Genomic DNA, 15473 nt, shown 5'->3' with positions numbered 1-15473 from the left:
TGCGGCTATGTTGATTTTCTCCTCCGCCGCGCGGCCGTCCCAATCCTGCAAGTTGCCTCACAATTGTCACGAACGGCGGCTTTACAATTATTCTGAAAGTTGGGTATACTAAGAGGAGCAATCGTCGCCCTTCAAGGAGGAGTTACACAAATGGAAAATGTCAGAGATCCGCGCGATCATGTAAACGAAGAACCCCGCGACGACTTTATGGATACCGCAATGGGTTTTGCCGGTTTTTTCGGTGTAATGACCATCATTTTTATCGTTGCGGTCATTATTAAATTCATGATTTCGTAATGGTTAAGGCTTCATGCCGGCGAGCTTCGCCGCATGGAGCCTTTTTACTTGCTATCCTTGACTAATGGCTCGTCTTCACTGTAACATTAACGCCATTGGTATCCATTGCTTGACAACATTGCTTGACAACAGCCAGGTCTACACTATAGAATGACAATTACGAAAAAGGAAAGGAGACTGATGTGATATGGTGACTATAATCGTACGAAATGTTCGTTTCCAAGTTGCATGCGCATCAGTCTCTACGGATCCTTATTCAAGTTAACCAGAAGCGTCATCATTGCGGGAAGCCGCGCGCTTTTGTCCAAATATCAGAAATGCTCCATGTCACACATGACTATTCTGATATTTTGCGGGAAGAAACTTGCAGGCGTTAGAAAAACGCAGCCTTTCTTCTTCGGTTTTATTTGAATCAGGCACACAAACCGTTAGAGACCCCCGGAGGGTACTGACGGTTTTTTTGTGCTGTTTTTCACTGATGCGCATTGTCCATTGTCCTGTTACACGAGCCAACCCAATTGTAAAAACAAAGGAGAACAACCAATTTGAACCTGAATGAAAATGAACAAATGCAGGCATTTGGCTGGAATGAACATTGGCAGACACGATTCCTTGCCGATGAGTATAAGGAAATGATTCCAGCGCGTGTCATTGCGCAGTTTGCCAACCAATACCGCGTTATTACGCAGCATGGCGAATGTATGGCTGCGGTAAGCGGCAAATTTCAGTTTGAGGCAATCAGGCGCAGCGACTTTCCTGGAGTGGGGGATTGGACAGCGGTTCAACCGCTCGCCGGTGAGAAGCGGGTCGTTATTCAAGCCGTTCTGCCCAGATCGACGGTGATGCTGCGAAAAGCGGCAGGAAGCATCCCCGAGGAGCAGGTCATTGGTGCCAATATCGATACTCTGCTGATCGTCAACGCACTGAACGAGGATTTCAATATCCGCAAGATTGAGCGGTATTTGATTGTGGCTTGGGAGAGCGGCGCTGTTCCTGTCGTCCTGCTCACCAAAGCCGATTTATGCGATGACGTAGCCGTGAAGATTGCGGCTGTTGAAGCAGCGGCTCCCGGCGTGTTTGTCCATGCGGTCAGCGCCCTGCAGGATATGGGAAGAGATGCGCTTTCTCCCTACCTGCAGCCCGGCTGTACCGTTGCGCTGACCGGATCCTCCGGTGTGGGCAAGTCCACCCTGCTCAACTGGCTGGCCGGCGGGGATCTGCAGCGTGTCCAGGGCATCCGCGAGGATGATGCGCGCGGCCGCCACACGACCACTCACCGCGAATTGTTTCCGCTGCCCGGCGGAGCCGTTATGATGGATACGCCGGGTATGCGGGAGCTCCATCTGTGGGATGCCGAGGAAGGCAGACAGGAAGCATTTGCGGATATTGAAGCGGTAGCGGCAGCATGCCGGTTTCGCGATTGCCGGCATGAGGCCGAGGACGGCTGTGCCGTGAAACAGGCTATCGCAGACGGGACGCTTGATCCGCGAAGATTCGCAAGCTACCGCAAAACAGGGCGCGAGCTCGAATACATGAACCGCAAGGAGCAAACGGTCAGCAAACGGCTCAAGAAAAGTGCGGAGAAGCGGCTGGGGACAAACAGCGACAGAAGAAAGTATAGCCAGATGGATGAATAGGTAATTCAAACCCGCACGCATTGTCCATTCCCTTAATCCGTATGAATCGCATATCCGGTCACGATTTGAGCCCCATTCATATCAATAAGCAGCCATTGTCTATTGAGACTGATGTAAGCTCCCTCCTGACCCAATTCATACACCATTTGGTTATCGGCTTGAAAAGGAGAATTCGCATCGGGGAGACCGATCCGTTCAATGACTTCTGCCTTCGTTAAGCCTTGCAGCTCGTTGTGCCGGAGCAAATCGTCAACCATTCTGCCCCGGCTTAGCGGCTGGCTGACCCATATATTGTAGTCAAAATGAGAGCGTCGCTCATTTCTCTCCAGCTTATATACGCTTAAGGAAGCGATCAATGCGCCGATAATAACCGCGTTAATCATAAACGCCTTGGATATGTATCCAAGCATGCCTTTCCTGTAGCAGATGATAAGAAATAACACCCAGCAGATCATCGGTATCACAGCCAGGATCAGGCTTCCTGCCGAAAGCACAATAGCAAAGTAATCGATTAAGAAGTTCATAACCACATAAAGCACAATATAAGCCAACATGCTGGATGCATAAACCATCCCCTGCCATATCGCAGGCACAGGCCGATCTCTCTTTTCCATAATCGTCCCCCTTTATCTGCGGGCAGTTGATCTCCTGCTTATAAAGACGGAGTAAACCGGAAATAGTTACGCATTTTGGAATTAACAAGGATGCCCTTCCCGATAAAAAAAACCGCTATGACTGCAATAGCAATCGTAGCGGATCCCATTATAGATCAGATGCTTCCAAACTGAGCCCGGTGCAGCCGGCTGTAGACGCCGCCCGCGGTAACCAGCTCCTGATGGCGGCCCTGCTCGCTGATGCCTTCCTCCGTCACGACAACGATCCGGTCCGCATTCTTGATCGTCGCCAGGCGATGGGCAATGATCAGTGTGGTGCGGCCTTCCGATAACTCGGCCAGCGCCTGCTGAATCGCCATTTCCGTTTCGGTATCCAGCGCCGACGTCGCTTCGTCGAGAATCAGGATCGGCGGATTTTTGAGGAACATGCGGGCAATCGCCAGACGCTGCTTCTGACCGCCGGACAGCTTGACGCCGCGCTCCCCGATCATGGTATCCAGCCCATCAGGCTGAGAACGAATCAGCTCCTCCAGCTTCGCGCGCCTTGCAGCCTCCCAGACTTCCTCTTCGGAAGCGCCCAGCTTGCCGTAAGATATATTATCCCGGATCGAGCCGTTAAACAGGAATACATCCTGCTGTACAATGCCGATCTGCCTGCGCAGCGATGCCAGCTTCATATCGCGGATATCGATGCCGTCAATGGAAATGCCGCCCGATTCGATTTCGTAGAAACGCGGCAGCAGGCTGCATAATGTTGTTTTGCCAGCACCTGAAGGCCCGACGAAAGCGATGGTTTCCCCTGCGTTAATGTTCAGATCAATATTTTGCAGTACCCTGGCCTCATTCTCGTAGCCGAAGGTTACCTTGCTGAAACGGATCTCCCCTCGCAGATGCGCAACTTCAATGGCTCCTGGCGTATCCGCGACATCCGGGGCGGTTTCCAGAATTTCAATATAGCGTTTGAAGCCGGCAATACCCTTCGGGTAGGATTCAATGACGGAATTGATTTTCTGAATCGGGCTCAGAAACACATTGGAGAGCAGCAAGAAGGCAATAAACTCTCCGTAGGTGAGCTGCTCATGAAGAACGAACCAGGTGCCGCAGATCATCACGAACAAAGAAACCAGCCGCATCAGCAGATAGCTGATCGAGGTATTTTTCGCCATAATTTTGTAGGAGAAGAGCTTCGTCAGGCGGTAACGTCCGTTATTGACCGCGAACTGCTCCTTCTCATACTCCTCGTTGGCAAAGGCTTGAACGACGCGGATACCGCCGACATTGTCTTCCACGCGGGCGTTGAAGTCAGCGATATCCGAGAACATCTGGCGGAAGGCTGACGTCATTTTGCGGTTAAAGTAAATCGCCAGATAGATCATCAAGGGCACAATAACGCATGTCAGCACAGCCAGCTTCCAGTTGATCAGCATCATCATAATGAATGCCCCGATCAGGGTCATAACCGCGATGAACACATCTTCCGGCCCGTGATGGGCCACTTCGCCGATTTCATTGAGATCATTGGTAATCCGCGACATCAGATGGCCTGTCTTGTTATTGTCGAAGAAACGGAAGGATAGCTTCTGAATATGATTAAACAGCTGCCTGCGCATATCGGTCTCGATGTTGATGCCAAGCTTATGTCCCCAATAAGTAACGACATATTGAAGCCCTGTATTCAGGCAGTAGATGAACAGCAGTCCGAAGCAGGCAAGGACAATCAAGGTCCAGTCTCCGCTCGGCAGCAGTTTATCGATGAACTGATTGACGACAAGCGGGAATCCCAGCTCCAGCAGCCCCGCAACAACCGCACATGTAAAATCAAGAATAAACAATCCTTTATAAGGCCGATAGTAGGAAAAAAAACGACGCAGCATCTGAAAATGACCTCCTGATTCCTTGCTTGCAAATCGTCATGCTTTGGAACGGGCCAGCAAATAAAGAAAATATGGCGCCCCCAGGACGGCTACCACAATGCCCGTCGGGATTTCCGAGGGCTGCACAACCACACGGGCTACTGTGTCGGCTACGACAAGCAGCAGCGCACCGGCAAGCGCCGCGGTCGGCAGCAGCAGCTGATGCTTGGGCCCGACAAGGCGGCGCGCCAGATGGGGAGCGACGAGTCCCACGAAGCCGATACCGCCGCTCACCGCGACGCAGGAACCTGCAAGACCTACAGCCGCGGCCAGCAGCAGCACACGCTCCTTCTCGACGGGAGTACCCAGGCCGGTTGCCATCTGGTCGCCCAGATTCAGCACATTAAGCACTCTGGCCTTCATAATGACATAAGGGAGCAGAACCACAATCCATGGCAGCAGGGCGAGAACAAATTTCCAGTTGGACCCCCAGATACTGCCTGCCATCCAGTTCGCCACAAACTGGTAGTTCTCCGGATCAAGCCGGAGGGTAAGCACGATCGTCACTGCGCTTATCCCTGCGGCAACCGCAATCCCCACCAGCAGGAGCCGTATGGGCGAGATGCCCTCATGCCTTTTAAAGGAAAGCGTATAGATTAAAGCGGCGGTCAAACCCGCCCCGAACAGGGCCAGAAAAGGCAGCATAAAGATGGGGGCAGCCGTTGTGCTCGGGAAAAACGAAATAAACAGCATGACCATAAGTCCCGCTCCGGCATTAATCCCCAGAATTCCCGGGTCTGCCAGCGCATTCCGGGATAAACCCTGCAGGATGCAGCCCGATACAGCGAGCCCCACACCAACCAGAATCGAGATCACGATCCGGGGCAGACGGAAATCAAAGAGAATCAGGCTTTGCTTCGCATCTCCTGCGCCAAATAAAGTCTTGAGAACCTGTATGGGCGTCAGACGCGTATATCCTGTATTCATACTAATAATAAAAGTGGCGGTTATCAATATCACAAATATAAAAATTACGAGAACGCCTCGTCTGTTCCGTGCTTGCTCATTGTTCGGCTGCGTTGTTTTCATCTACAGTTCTCTCCTCTCATTCCTTGCCAGATAGAGGAAGAACGGAACGCCGATCAAGGCGATCAAGGCGCCGATAGGCGTTTCATAAGGCGGATTGATCATCCTCGCCGCAATATCCGCCAGTACGATAAGCAGACTCCCCAGCACGGCGGAACAGGGAATGATCCAGCGGTAATCAACCCCTACCAGATAGCGGGTCAGATGCGGAATTATCAGTCCGACGAAGCTGACGGCCCCAACAGCCGAAACCGCGGCTCCTGCCAGTACCAGCACAATAATCATGGCGGCGAATTTTACCAAACGTGTGCGCTGACCCAGGCTCGTGGCAATATCCTCGCCCAGACTGAGCAGCGTGATGGATCTGGAAATGATCATGGAACCAACCATTGCTGCTGCAATCCAGGGGAACATGATTTTAATCTGCGACCATTTGACTCCGGCTACTCCGCCTGCCGTCCAGAACGCCAGATCCTGGCCGATTCTGAAGTAGAGCGCAATCCCCTCGCTCAAGGCATACAGCAGGGCCGAGACTGCCGCACCTGCGAGAGCAAGTCTGACGGGCGTGAGCCCGTTCTTCGCCAGCGATCCAACGCCGAATACAAGCAGAGCGCCGACCCCGGCACCAAGGAAGGAATAGAGGATAAGGCTCATGTAGGACATGCCCGGAAAGAAAGCGAAGCATAATGCAAGCACGAAGCCCGCTCCCGCGTTGAGACCGAGCAGACCAGAATCGGCCAGCGGATTGCGGGTCATGCCCTGCATAAGGGCTCCGGAAATGGCGAAACAGGCTCCGACCATGGCCCCCATAATCGCACGCGGCAGCCGAAGCTCCTGAATAATCTGATGAGGCGTCAAATCGGGATTGAAATGAAAGATTGCATTCCATACGGTAGCCAGCTTAATATCGGCGGCCCCGACAGAGACGGAGACCGCCAGACTGAATGCCAGGGCGACAATCCCTGCAATCAGAATGACAGAAGCTGCCAGCGGTCTTGTGCGAATTTTGATTTCTGTGGTATCTGCGGTTTTCTGGGGGGATGTTGTCGAATTCGTCATTACAGGTCAGACTGCTCCTTTTTTATGTACATCCTGCACATATCATGATAGTGATAATCATTATCAACAATCATAACGTGATTGCTTCAGCAATTCAATAGTTAACATGGATTTTTTTCTGTTATTCTCTCAAATTAAAATTCACTGGACATGAAAAGACCCCTGCTGCTCCTTTTGCAAAGAGTAAGCACGGGGCCAATGGAGTTCATACATCCGGATTCGCTCATCAATTATCCGTTCACAGCCTTCAGCTTGTCACTGCTGTTCTGCTGCTGTGATTGCTGCTGTTGTGGCTGCTGCGTCTGTCCTGCCTGGTGCTTCGCGCTTGCGGCATCAAACCTCCGCCGCTCGGTGCGGTCGATCTGCACGACACGGCCGTCATGCACAGTGATGAGAACCGAACCATATTCCAAGCCGTTCACCTGTGCTGAAATGCGGTCCAGCCACTCCTGGTCAAGTACGATAGGCTTTGCCATTATCCATTCCTCCTAAATTTTATCTTATTCTTGCACGATCCGCTGCAGGCCGTTAAATATGAACCGGCAGCGGATCAATTTTAAGCGGATTCTCCACCATGACGGCTGAGTGCTCCGAAACGACGTATAAGCGGTGGATGAGAACAGATACTTCATCTCCGGGCTGCAGCGGCTCCTGATCCAGCGAACGATGAGCAAGCAGCCGGTTGCCGCCTACCTGTACTTCAAGCTCCAGATGCGCCCCGCGGAAGAAAACATGGCGCACATTTCCTGTCTCCGCCGCAGAAGGAAAAGCGATCTCGCGCTCATATCCGACCTCTACAAATTCCGGGCGGACAATGGCGCGGGAGCCTTCCGGAACCTGCGCCAAATTAAAGCCCCGCAGCAGCGCAGGCTGCTCCACCAAGGTGGAATGCCCGATAAATCCGGCAACAAAAGCAGTCTGCGGGTTCGTATAGATATCGATTGGCGAGCCCTGCTGCTCCAGCCTTCCCTGCTGTACGATCAGCATCTCATCGGCCACCTCGACAGCTTCGTCCTGATCATGCGTAACGAAGATTGATGAGATGCCTAAAGTGCTGATCAGCTGCTTGAGCCAGGTGCGCAGTTCCTTGCGCACCTTGGCGTCAATCGCCGCGAAGGGTTCATCGAGCAGCAGCAGCTCCGGCCGCGGGGCCAATGCGCGGGCGAATGCCACCCGCTGCCTCTGGCCCCCTGACAATTGATGGGGATACCGTTTCTCGAAGCCACGGAGTCCCGTCAGATCCAGAAGCTCATTGACGCGGCTCTTGATCTGAGCCTTATCGGAACGCCCGATCGTGAGCCCGAACGCAATATTGTCAAACACCGTCATATGCTTGAACAATGCATAGTTCTGAAAGACGAAGCCGATTCCCCGGTTCTGCGGCGCGACATCATTGACCCGCTGTCCGTTGATAAAGATATCGCCGGAATCGGGCGTCTCAAGTCCTGCCAGCATGCGCAGCAGCGTTGATTTGCCGCCGCCGCTTGGTCCAAGCAGACCGATCAGCTTGCCGCGGTTGATCGAGAAGCTGACATTCGATACAGCCTCATAAGAGCCGAAGGTTTTGGTTAAATGGCGGACTTCAATATTCATATCGTACCCTCCCCATCGGACTGCTCTCTGGCTGCTCTCCATTCAATGAAGCTCTTCACGACCAGCGTGACCAGCGCAAGGAGGAGCAGAAGAGACGCAACTGCAAAGGACGCCGAGAATTGGTACTCATTATACAAAATTTCAATATGCAGCGGCAGCGTATTGGTCTCGCCCCGGATATGGCCGGACACGACGGAAACCGCTCCGAATTCGCCCATCGCTCTGGCATTGCAGAGAATGATGCCATACAGCAGCCCCCACTTGATATTGGGCAGCGTAATGCGCCAGAAGATCTGCCAGCCTTTGGCCCCAAGACTCGCCGCCGCTTCCTCCTCCTGCACGCCTTGAGCCTGCATAAGCGGAATCAGCTCTCTGGCCACGAAAGGAAAGGTGACGAACGTTGTCGCAAGAACGATACCCGGCAGCGCGAATATAATCTGCAGGTTATGATCGTCCAGCCAGGGACCGAACCATCCCCTTGCTCCAAACAACAGGACAAAGATCAATCCGGAAATAACCGGGGAGATCGCAAAGGGCAGATCAATAAGCGTAATGAGAACGTTTTTGCCGCGGAAACGGAACTTGCTGATGGACCAGGCCGCAGCGATACCAAATATTGTGTTAAGCGGTACGGCAATGAGCGCCGTTATGACGGTCAGCCTGATCGCCGACAAGGCGTCCGGATCATTGATGGAAGCGAAATACACCCCGGCGCCTTTTTTGAAGGCCTCAACAAATATCGTGACCAGCGGCAGCAGAACAATAAGAGCCAGAAACAATAATGCGATGCTGATCAGGATCCACCGGACAACCGGCGGCTCGTTGATATGCTTCGGACGAACGGATGCTTTATCCGACAAATGCGCGGTAACGACTCCTGCCATTTTCCCATCCCCCTTATGCTGCCGTAACGTGGCGGTTGCTCCGCCACTGCAGGTAGTTGATCAGCAGCAGCAGCAGGAACGAGGCGACGAGCATCACCAGTGCAATTGCGGTTGCTCCTGTATAATCATGCTGCTCCAGCTTCGTCATGATCAGAAGCGGCGCGATTTCGGTCTTGAGCGGCATATTGCCGGAGATGAATACGACCGACCCATATTCCCCGATGCCTCTTGCAAAGGCCAGCGCAAAGCCCGTCAGCATCGGCGGCACCAATTCAGGCAATATGATCCTTCTGAAGGTTCTGAAGCGGTGGGCGCCCAGCATTACGGCCGCCTCCTCCGTATCCTTCTCCATATCCTGCAATACCGGCTGAACGGTTCTGACGACAAAGGGCAGGCCAATGAAGATCAGCGCAATCGTAATGCCGATCGGCGTGTAGGCCACCTTAATGCCCAAAGGCCCAAGGAGAGAGCCGATCCAGCCGTTCGGAGCATAGATCGTGGTCAGAGCGATGCCCGCAACAGCGGTCGGCAGGGCGAACGGAAGATCCAGGAGGCTGTCGATCAGCTTTTTTCCCGGAAAACGATACCGTACCAGCACCCAGGCCACCAGCAGGCCAAAAACAAGATTAATCAGGGCGGCGAAAAAAGCGGTGAAGAAGCTGATCTTATAGGAAGCAACCACCCTCGGATTTGTCACCGTTTGCCAGAATTCGCCCAAGCTTAGACCCGAAGTCTTGATAAAGATGCTCGCCAGCGGAATCAGCACAATAATGCTTAAGTAAAGGATCGTGAAGCCGAGCGATAGTCCAAAGCCCGGCAGCACGCTTCTCGATTTCGTTCTTCTCCTGGAACCTTTCATGTGAAGTCAGCTCCTGTCATGCGCTTATGAGCCCGGTGTGTATATTTGATCGAATACACCGCCGTCGGCAAAATATTTCTTCTGTGCTTCATCCCATCCGCCGAAATCGTTGTCGATCGTCAGCATTTCAATTGCAGGGAAATTATCCTTGAACTGCTCGGCAACGGAAGCCATGCGAGGGCGATAGTAGTTCTCGGCAACCAGCTTCTGAGCCTCTTCGGTGTACAGATATTTCAGATAGGCTTCCGAAACCTCGCGTGTTCCGTGGTCATCGACTACTTTGTCTACGATGGCGACCGGCGGTTCGGCCAGAATACTGAGAGATGGATAGACGATTTCGAATTTGTCATCGCCGAATTCTTTTTTGGAGAGCTGCGCTTCATTCTCCCAGGCCAGCAGAACGTCTCCGATTTCGCGCTCAACGAAGGTTGTGGTCGATCCGCGTGCGCCGGAATCCAGCACCGGAACATTTTTGAACAATTTGGTTACGAATTCCTTGGCTTTGGCTTCATCGCCATTGTTTTGTTTCAGCGCATAGCCCCATGCTGCAAGGAAGTTCCAGCGTGCGCCGCCGCTTGTTTTCGGGTTCGGTGTGATAACGGAGACGCCGTCCTTAACAAGATCGTTCCAATCCTTGATTCCCTTCGGGTTGCCTTTGCGAACCAGGAATACAATCGTGGAGGTGTATGGTGAGCTGTTTTCTTCGAATTCCTTCTGCCAGTCGGGCTGGATGAGTCCGGCATCCTGAATAGCGGTAATATCATAGCCAAGAGCAAGTGTAACGACATCGGCTTTCAGCCCATCGACTACGGAGCGGCTTTGTGTGCCTGAACCGCCATGCGACTGCTTGATCGTCACGACCTGGCCGGTCTCCTGTTTCCAGTGATCAGCGAATAATTTATTATAAGCTTCATAAAGCTCGCGGGTAGGGTCGTAGGAGACATTCAATAATTCTACAGGCTCTTTGGGCTCAGCAGCCGAGGTGTCTGTATTGCCAGGAGCTGCGCTCGTATTGTCAGGGGTATTTGCTGCCGGAGTGTTTGTATTATTCTCTGTATTCCCCGTGTTGGAGTTGCCTCCGCAGCCAGCCAGCGCAACCGCCAGAATGACCAAAATAAATAATAGCTGTACCGGTAAACGTTTTTTCTTTGTCATGTTCGTCATGTTAAAGCACTCCCCTTGGTTTCAAACTGACAGATAAATGAAAAAGGCGTTTCACTCCGGTTGTTCCGGTCGCAAAATCAAATCTATTCCTACCTGTTTAGTTGGTTATGAATGAAATGATAACAACGGACACCCTTATGTGTCAAGACTAATTTTCTGTTCTTCTGATATGATTGATAATATTTGCTTATACCTGTCTAAGCGTCCAAACTTTTGGTTCCCTGCCCTAATGGAAATGAAAAAGACTTCAATCACCTGATTAGTCGGGTAATTGAAGTCTCTTCTGGATAATGGAGTTATGGTAGGCTCTCCAGAATCCTGCGCGCTTGTTCCCAAGTATTCAGGCGGGAGCCTTAACGCAAATTCTGAAGGTCTCCCCTCTTCCATTCATAGACCGGGACGACCACGCATTCAGCTGCCGAATCAATGGAATACACAAGATCCTTCAGCGTTCTCTCCTCCAGCCGGTAAATCACCAGTTTCATCCGCTGTATGCTTTGATCCCCCCGGCTGTCCATAGGAATTCGGATCACCCCGCGTCCGACCGCCTCCATAATGGCGTCCTCAATCTCATTGGCGCGGCTGCTTCTGATCCACATCATGCGGGTATACATGGAACGATGCGAGCGCGGATAGGACAGCAGGAATATTACCGCGAACAACAATGCCCAGCCAGGATCAAAAAACATTATCTGCAGCTTTGCTGTTATGGCCGTTATACTGATGAATATCCCCACAGCGGCGGCAGTCAGCTGAATGCTGTCCGGCCGGATTGTCTTTCTTTCCCCGCATATCATCGTTACTGTCTCATGTCTCATTCTTGTTTCCTCCCTATTAAGGTGGTTAAGAAAAATGTTCACACGGGCAGATTGAAAGATTAACGTGATTGCGTGGTTCTTTTCTTGGTTCTTTCTTTACCCAGGCGAATGCCGAATAGCTTGAACGTCCGTTCCAGCAAGCCGTATATCCATTTGGTTTCTTTCGTCAGAAGCGGTCCCAGCACCGCTAATATCAGCACATATAACGCTGCGAACGGCTGCAGGATGGGCAGCAGTCCCCCTGCCTTCGCCAGATTCGCCATAATAATAGAAAACTCGCCGCGCGCCACAATCGTAAGTCCGATATTCACCGAAGCCTTGGGTGAGAGTCCCGCGCTGTATCCCGCCCACATGCCGGCTGCGAAATTCCCCGCGAGCGTCACCAGAACCGCTCCCAGCGACAACCAGAATGCCCCGCCCAATGTGAGAGGATCAATCGTAAGACCGAAGCTGAAGAAGAAGATGGCGCCAAAGAAATCGCGGAAAGGCAAAATCATGTGCTCTATCCGCTTCATATGCTCCGTCTCCGCAAGCACCAGACCGACAAGCAGTGCGCCGATCGCTTCCGCCACATGGATCGTCTCGGAGAAACCCGCGACCAGGAACAGAATGGCGAAGATAACAAGCAGGAATACCTCATTGGAGCGGATATTCAGCAGCTTGTTCAGCAGCGGAACCGCCTTGCGTCCCACCACCAGTACAAGCAGCATAAAACCAAGCGCGATCAAGGCGGAGAGTGCAATGCCGCCGATTGAAGACGAGTCGCTGAGTACAAGACCTGATAATATCGAAATATAAATAGCCAGAAAAATATCCTCGAACATAATAATTCCCAGAATCATTTCGGTCTCGGGGTTGGCCGTCCGTTTCAAATCGACCAGCACCTTGGCCACAATGGCGCTGGAGGAAATCGTCGTAATCCCGGCGATTATCAGCACCTCAAGAAGCGGCATACCCGCCGCCCAGCCAAACAGCAGACCAAGCGTAAAGTTGATCAATATATAGATCGTTCCACCGATTGCAATCGATTTGCCCGATTTAATCAGGCGTCCCACGGAAAATTCAAGCCCCAGGTAAAACAGTAGAAACAGGACGCCGATACGCCCTAAAAATTCAATCAAAGGCGCACTTGAGATAAAGGTTAAATCAATATGCCAGAATTGAATGGCATGGGGGCCGACTGCCATACCCACCAATATATAAAAAGGAATCACCGAGAACCGCAGCTTCGCGGACAATAATCCCGCCGACGCAATGAGCGCAATCGCGACTCCTATCTCAAATACCAGATGGTTCATAGGTTCATTCACATCCATTCTTTATCATTTTTTTGAATAATTTCTGCTGCCCCCTCTCTCCTGCCACAACGAGCATGGATCCGGCTTGAAGTACGATATTCGGTCCGGGATTCACATATTTTGCATGGTTTTTCCCGACGATTGCAAGGATGGTCGCACCCGAGTTCTGGCGCACGTTCAGTTCACCTATCGATTTGCCAACACATTTGTGGTCCTGCTCAATCCGGTACCATTCAATGATCAGATCATCCAATGCCATTTCCATCGTCTCTACGGCTGTCGGCTTATAGGTCACCCCGCCGATGATCGCCGCAACCAGTCGCGCTTCGTCATCATCGAGCGTTATCAGGGAATGCGCTTCATCCATGTCCTCACCTTGAAAATGGTAACATTCTCTTCGTCCGTCATCGTGCACGATAATAATCATTTGATCACCGTCACGCGTGGACAATTGAAATTTCTTCCCTATGCCGGGAAGATCGGTTTCACGTATATTCATAATCGATGAGCCCCTCCTGTAAATTTGATCAATATGCGCTTATCGGGAAGCGGCACTCTTGCCGCTGAACGTTATGGTCCTGGTTTTGGGCATGAGCAAACCCGCCCCCGGTCACCGTTTTTTAATAAACGGACAAGCAAACGGAAGAAATTGCTTCGTGTGATTTGGAGTGATTTCCGGGCACAGCAAATAATACGGCATGATGCATCCATTTTTTTACAATTTAGAATTGGAATGATTGAACAGGCTGAAGATTTCCATCGTTAATTGGGGGAGATACTTGGGGCTGCCTTACACAATAAGCGATGTCTTTTTATGGGGAACAGCAGCAAGCGGGTTAAATATCGAGCAATCAGAGGGTGAAAGGAGACATGTGTCCCGAGGGGTACGCGAACGGTCGATTTGAGGAACAAGCTCACAGCAAAGAACAAGGCGGATACAAGCGTAGAAAGACGCATTTTTTCCCCCAGGGAGATATGACTGTGGCTGACCGAGATCCGGTTTGTTTTATTCTCCATGCCCACGGATACAACTGTTCGCGTCGTTTCCCCTGCCGTGGATTCCGTGATGGTGGTAGGCATTGGAAAAATGGTGAAAATAACGAGGGAAATTAGTGAAATCCAGCGTTTCATCGAGATATATTGAGAGAACATACAACTTCACCTCCTTTTATCCAGATTACAGCGTTATTATAGCATAATTCAGTCAAATTTTCAATTTTTGAAGCTTTATTGATATTGATTACTTTTCAAAACTATGCTAGATATTTTTCTTATTATCAACAGGTTTTCCGCCTGATATCGCTATAATAAAAAGCCGGAAAACGGTTTGGCCCGCCTTCCGGCTTACTTAGATTTATTTTGCCCGCTTGTTATGACCCTTGACATGAACAATTTGAACATAATGCCTGATCCGGTCCATGATCCGCTGTCCCTTATGCAGCTCATCGCCATCCTTGTTGGTGAAGCTGAAATGCTGCTCCAGCGCGTCCAGATTATAATTGGAGGTATAGAAAGTCGGTTTTCTGTCCATCCGGTAGTTGAGAATAGCCCCCATCACATGATCCCTGACCCATGGATTCAGATTCTCCGCTCCGATATCATCGAAGATCAGCAGGTCCGTCTCCTTCATCACGTCGACCGTTTCCTTGAGCTTGCCGGGCTCATGCATCAGCGACTTCAAATCCTCGACAAATTCAGGCATATAGACGATGACTCCGGAGTAGCCCGCCTTGGCCAGCTCATACAGCATGTAGCACATGAGAAAGGTCTTCCCGGTGCCGAACATGCCTGCCAAATATAATCCTTCTTTCTGCAGGCCCTGCTCCTTGGTCAGATCGATATATTTCATCAGCTGGCCGACAGCCTTCATCCGCTCCAGATCATTGGTTAGAATCTCGTCAGCGGAGTAGCCGCGCGACAAGGCTGTCTGGTCCACATAGAAGCTGCGGACCCGGCTGCGGATCAGATCCTGGCTTTGCTTCGCGAGCAGCTTCTTGCAGGTTACCTTGCGTTCGTTCAGCTGTACCAGATTCCCGGATGTTTCGCAGGAAAGCAGTGTATAATGCCCCTCAAAATCGTTCGGGCAGCGTTCAAGTCCCGGGCAATTCGAGCAGTTCCGGTATTCCGTCGTATATTGATATACCTTGTTCAAGTTAAGCCGCAGCACCTCGCGGCTGAGCTCCGGATATTTGCTTTGCAGCCGCTGCACCAGAGGTTCCTCCAGCAGATCGTTCATCAGCCGGTCCGCCTGCTGCAGCGCCTCATTTCCGCCGGGCCACTGGCCCAGAAGGTCGCCTAGCGATTCCATTGC

Annotated in this window: 16 protein-coding genes; 2 read left to right on the top strand and 14 right to left on the bottom strand. The window is 51.6% G+C overall.

The features are described from left to right. The first annotated feature begins 150 nt into the window (after window positions 1-150). Both AC0YNV_RS14475 and rsgA read left to right on the top strand, forming a co-directional pair. Window positions 151-297, top strand: coding sequence for a YqzM family protein (locus tag AC0YNV_RS14475; RefSeq protein WP_210038428.1), 147 nt, complete (start codon window positions 151-153; stop codon window positions 295-297). A 545-nt stretch (window positions 298-842) separates the two neighbouring features. Further along, window positions 843-1934: a ribosome small subunit-dependent GTPase A gene (gene rsgA, locus AC0YNV_RS14470; protein ID WP_475768698.1), complete on the top strand. Its 1092-nt coding sequence runs from the start codon at window positions 843-845 to the stop codon at window positions 1932-1934. Window positions 1935-1966: 32 nt separating this feature from the next. On the opposite strand, the gene AC0YNV_RS14465 is transcribed toward rsgA, so the two are convergent. The 14 genes from AC0YNV_RS14465 to dnaI all read right to left on the bottom strand — a co-directional run bounded on the left by AC0YNV_RS14465 (window position 1967) and on the right by dnaI (window position 15470). Continuing rightward, the gene (locus AC0YNV_RS14465; RefSeq protein ID WP_475768697.1) at window positions 1967-2548 is read right to left on the bottom strand and encodes a hypothetical protein; all 582 of its coding nucleotides are present in this window, start codon (window positions 2546-2548) and stop codon (window positions 1967-1969) included. A gap of 155 nt (window positions 2549-2703) precedes the next feature. Continuing rightward, entirely contained in the window at window positions 2704-4422 is a 1719-nt protein-coding gene (locus AC0YNV_RS14460; RefSeq protein ID WP_475768696.1) for an ABC transporter ATP-binding protein, read from the bottom strand. A 36-nt stretch (window positions 4423-4458) separates the two neighbouring features. After that, window positions 4459-5490 carry a FecCD family ABC transporter permease gene (locus AC0YNV_RS14455; RefSeq protein ID WP_475768695.1) on the bottom strand — a complete coding sequence of 344 codons (1032 nt, stop codon included), beginning with the start codon at window positions 5488-5490 and terminating at the stop codon, window positions 4459-4461. After that, entirely contained in the window at window positions 5491-6546 is a 1056-nt protein-coding gene (locus AC0YNV_RS14450; protein ID WP_475768694.1) for a FecCD family ABC transporter permease, read from the bottom strand. 230 nt (window positions 6547-6776) lie between these two features. Further along, window positions 6777-7022: a YezD family protein gene (locus AC0YNV_RS14445; RefSeq protein WP_475768693.1), complete on the bottom strand. Its 246-nt coding sequence runs from the start codon at window positions 7020-7022 to the stop codon at window positions 6777-6779. 52 nt (window positions 7023-7074) lie between these two features. Then, window positions 7075-8139, bottom strand: coding sequence for an ABC transporter ATP-binding protein (locus AC0YNV_RS14440; protein ID WP_475768692.1), 1065 nt, complete (start codon window positions 8137-8139; stop codon window positions 7075-7077). Beyond that, window positions 8136-9023 (bottom strand): sulfate ABC transporter permease subunit CysW, encoded by an 888-nt coding sequence (gene cysW, locus AC0YNV_RS14435; protein ID WP_475768691.1) that lies wholly within the window; start codon window positions 9021-9023, stop codon window positions 8136-8138. Before cysW ends, AC0YNV_RS14440 begins: the two co-directional genes overlap by 4 nt. 13 nt (window positions 9024-9036) lie before the next feature. Next, on the bottom strand, window positions 9037-9882 hold the full coding sequence (gene cysT / locus AC0YNV_RS14430; protein WP_210038420.1) for a sulfate ABC transporter permease subunit CysT: 846 nt from the start codon (window positions 9880-9882) through the stop codon (window positions 9037-9039). Window positions 9883-9906: 24 nt separating this feature from the next. Continuing rightward, the gene (locus AC0YNV_RS14425; protein WP_475768690.1) at window positions 9907-11046 is read right to left on the bottom strand and encodes a sulfate ABC transporter substrate-binding protein; all 1140 of its coding nucleotides are present in this window, start codon (window positions 11044-11046) and stop codon (window positions 9907-9909) included. Between the two features lie 353 nt (window positions 11047-11399). Next, entirely contained in the window at window positions 11400-11864 is a 465-nt protein-coding gene (locus tag AC0YNV_RS14420) for a hypothetical protein (protein ID WP_475768689.1), read from the bottom strand. Window positions 11865-11923: 59 nt separating this feature from the next. Beyond that, on the bottom strand, window positions 11924-13162 hold the full coding sequence (locus AC0YNV_RS14415; RefSeq protein WP_475768688.1) for a cation:proton antiporter: 1239 nt from the start codon (window positions 13160-13162) through the stop codon (window positions 11924-11926). Window positions 13163-13166: 4 nt separating this feature from the next. After that, complete coding sequence (locus AC0YNV_RS14410; RefSeq protein ID WP_475768687.1) at window positions 13167-13661, bottom strand: cation:proton antiporter regulatory subunit; 495 nt, start codon at window positions 13659-13661, stop codon at window positions 13167-13169. Between the two features lie 263 nt (window positions 13662-13924). Then, the gene (locus AC0YNV_RS14405) at window positions 13925-14314 is read right to left on the bottom strand and encodes a hypothetical protein (protein ID WP_475768686.1); all 390 of its coding nucleotides are present in this window, start codon (window positions 14312-14314) and stop codon (window positions 13925-13927) included. A 202-nt stretch (window positions 14315-14516) separates the two neighbouring features. Beyond that, complete coding sequence (gene dnaI, locus AC0YNV_RS14400; protein WP_475768934.1) at window positions 14517-15470, bottom strand: primosomal protein DnaI; 954 nt, start codon at window positions 15468-15470, stop codon at window positions 14517-14519. Window positions 15471-15473 lie beyond the last annotated feature (3 nt).

The sequence above is a fragment of the Paenibacillus sp. JT31N11 genome (genome assembly GCF_056269285.1).
The sequence above is the reverse complement of the archived record's forward strand: the minus strand, read 5'-3'. Positions and strand labels throughout refer to the sequence as shown.

What these genes read in the sequence shown, in the direction of transcription:
- AC0YNV_RS14405 (WP_475768686.1), bottom strand. Translation starts at nt 14,314, where the DNA reads ATGTTCTCTCAATATATCTCGATGAAACGCTGGATTTCACTAATTTCC.
- AC0YNV_RS14465 (WP_475768697.1), bottom strand. Translation starts at nt 2,548, where the DNA reads ATGGAAAAGAGAGATCGGCCTGTGCCTGCGATATGGCAGGGGATGGTT.
- cysT (WP_210038420.1), bottom strand. Translation starts at nt 9,882, where the DNA reads ATGAAAGGTTCCAGGAGAAGAACGAAATCGAGAAGCGTGCTGCCGGGC.
- AC0YNV_RS14450 (WP_475768694.1), bottom strand. Translation starts at nt 6,546, where the DNA reads ATGACGAATTCGACAACATCCCCCCAGAAAACCGCAGATACCACAGAA.
- AC0YNV_RS14420 (WP_475768689.1), bottom strand. Translation starts at nt 11,864, where the DNA reads ATGAGACATGAGACAGTAACGATGATATGCGGGGAAAGAAAGACAATC.
- AC0YNV_RS14415 (WP_475768688.1), bottom strand. Translation starts at nt 13,162, where the DNA reads ATGAACCATCTGGTATTTGAGATAGGAGTCGCGATTGCGCTCATTGCG.
- dnaI (WP_475768934.1), bottom strand. Translation starts at nt 15,470, where the DNA reads ATGGAATCGCTAGGCGACCTTCTGGGCCAGTGGCCCGGCGGAAATGAG.
- AC0YNV_RS14455 (WP_475768695.1), bottom strand. Translation starts at nt 5,490, where the DNA reads ATGAAAACAACGCAGCCGAACAATGAGCAAGCACGGAACAGACGAGGC.
- AC0YNV_RS14425 (WP_475768690.1), bottom strand. Translation starts at nt 11,046, where the DNA reads ATGACGAACATGACAAAGAAAAAACGTTTACCGGTACAGCTATTATTT.
- AC0YNV_RS14445 (WP_475768693.1), bottom strand. Translation starts at nt 7,022, where the DNA reads ATGGCAAAGCCTATCGTACTTGACCAGGAGTGGCTGGACCGCATTTCA.
- AC0YNV_RS14475 (WP_210038428.1), top strand. Translation starts at nt 151, where the DNA reads ATGGAAAATGTCAGAGATCCGCGCGATCATGTAAACGAAGAACCCCGC.
- AC0YNV_RS14440 (WP_475768692.1), bottom strand. Translation starts at nt 8,139, where the DNA reads ATGAATATTGAAGTCCGCCATTTAACCAAAACCTTCGGCTCTTATGAG.
- cysW (WP_475768691.1), bottom strand. Translation starts at nt 9,023, where the DNA reads ATGGCAGGAGTCGTTACCGCGCATTTGTCGGATAAAGCATCCGTTCGT.
- AC0YNV_RS14460 (WP_475768696.1), bottom strand. Translation starts at nt 4,422, where the DNA reads ATGCTGCGTCGTTTTTTTTCCTACTATCGGCCTTATAAAGGATTGTTT.
- AC0YNV_RS14410 (WP_475768687.1), bottom strand. Translation starts at nt 13,661, where the DNA reads ATGAATATACGTGAAACCGATCTTCCCGGCATAGGGAAGAAATTTCAA.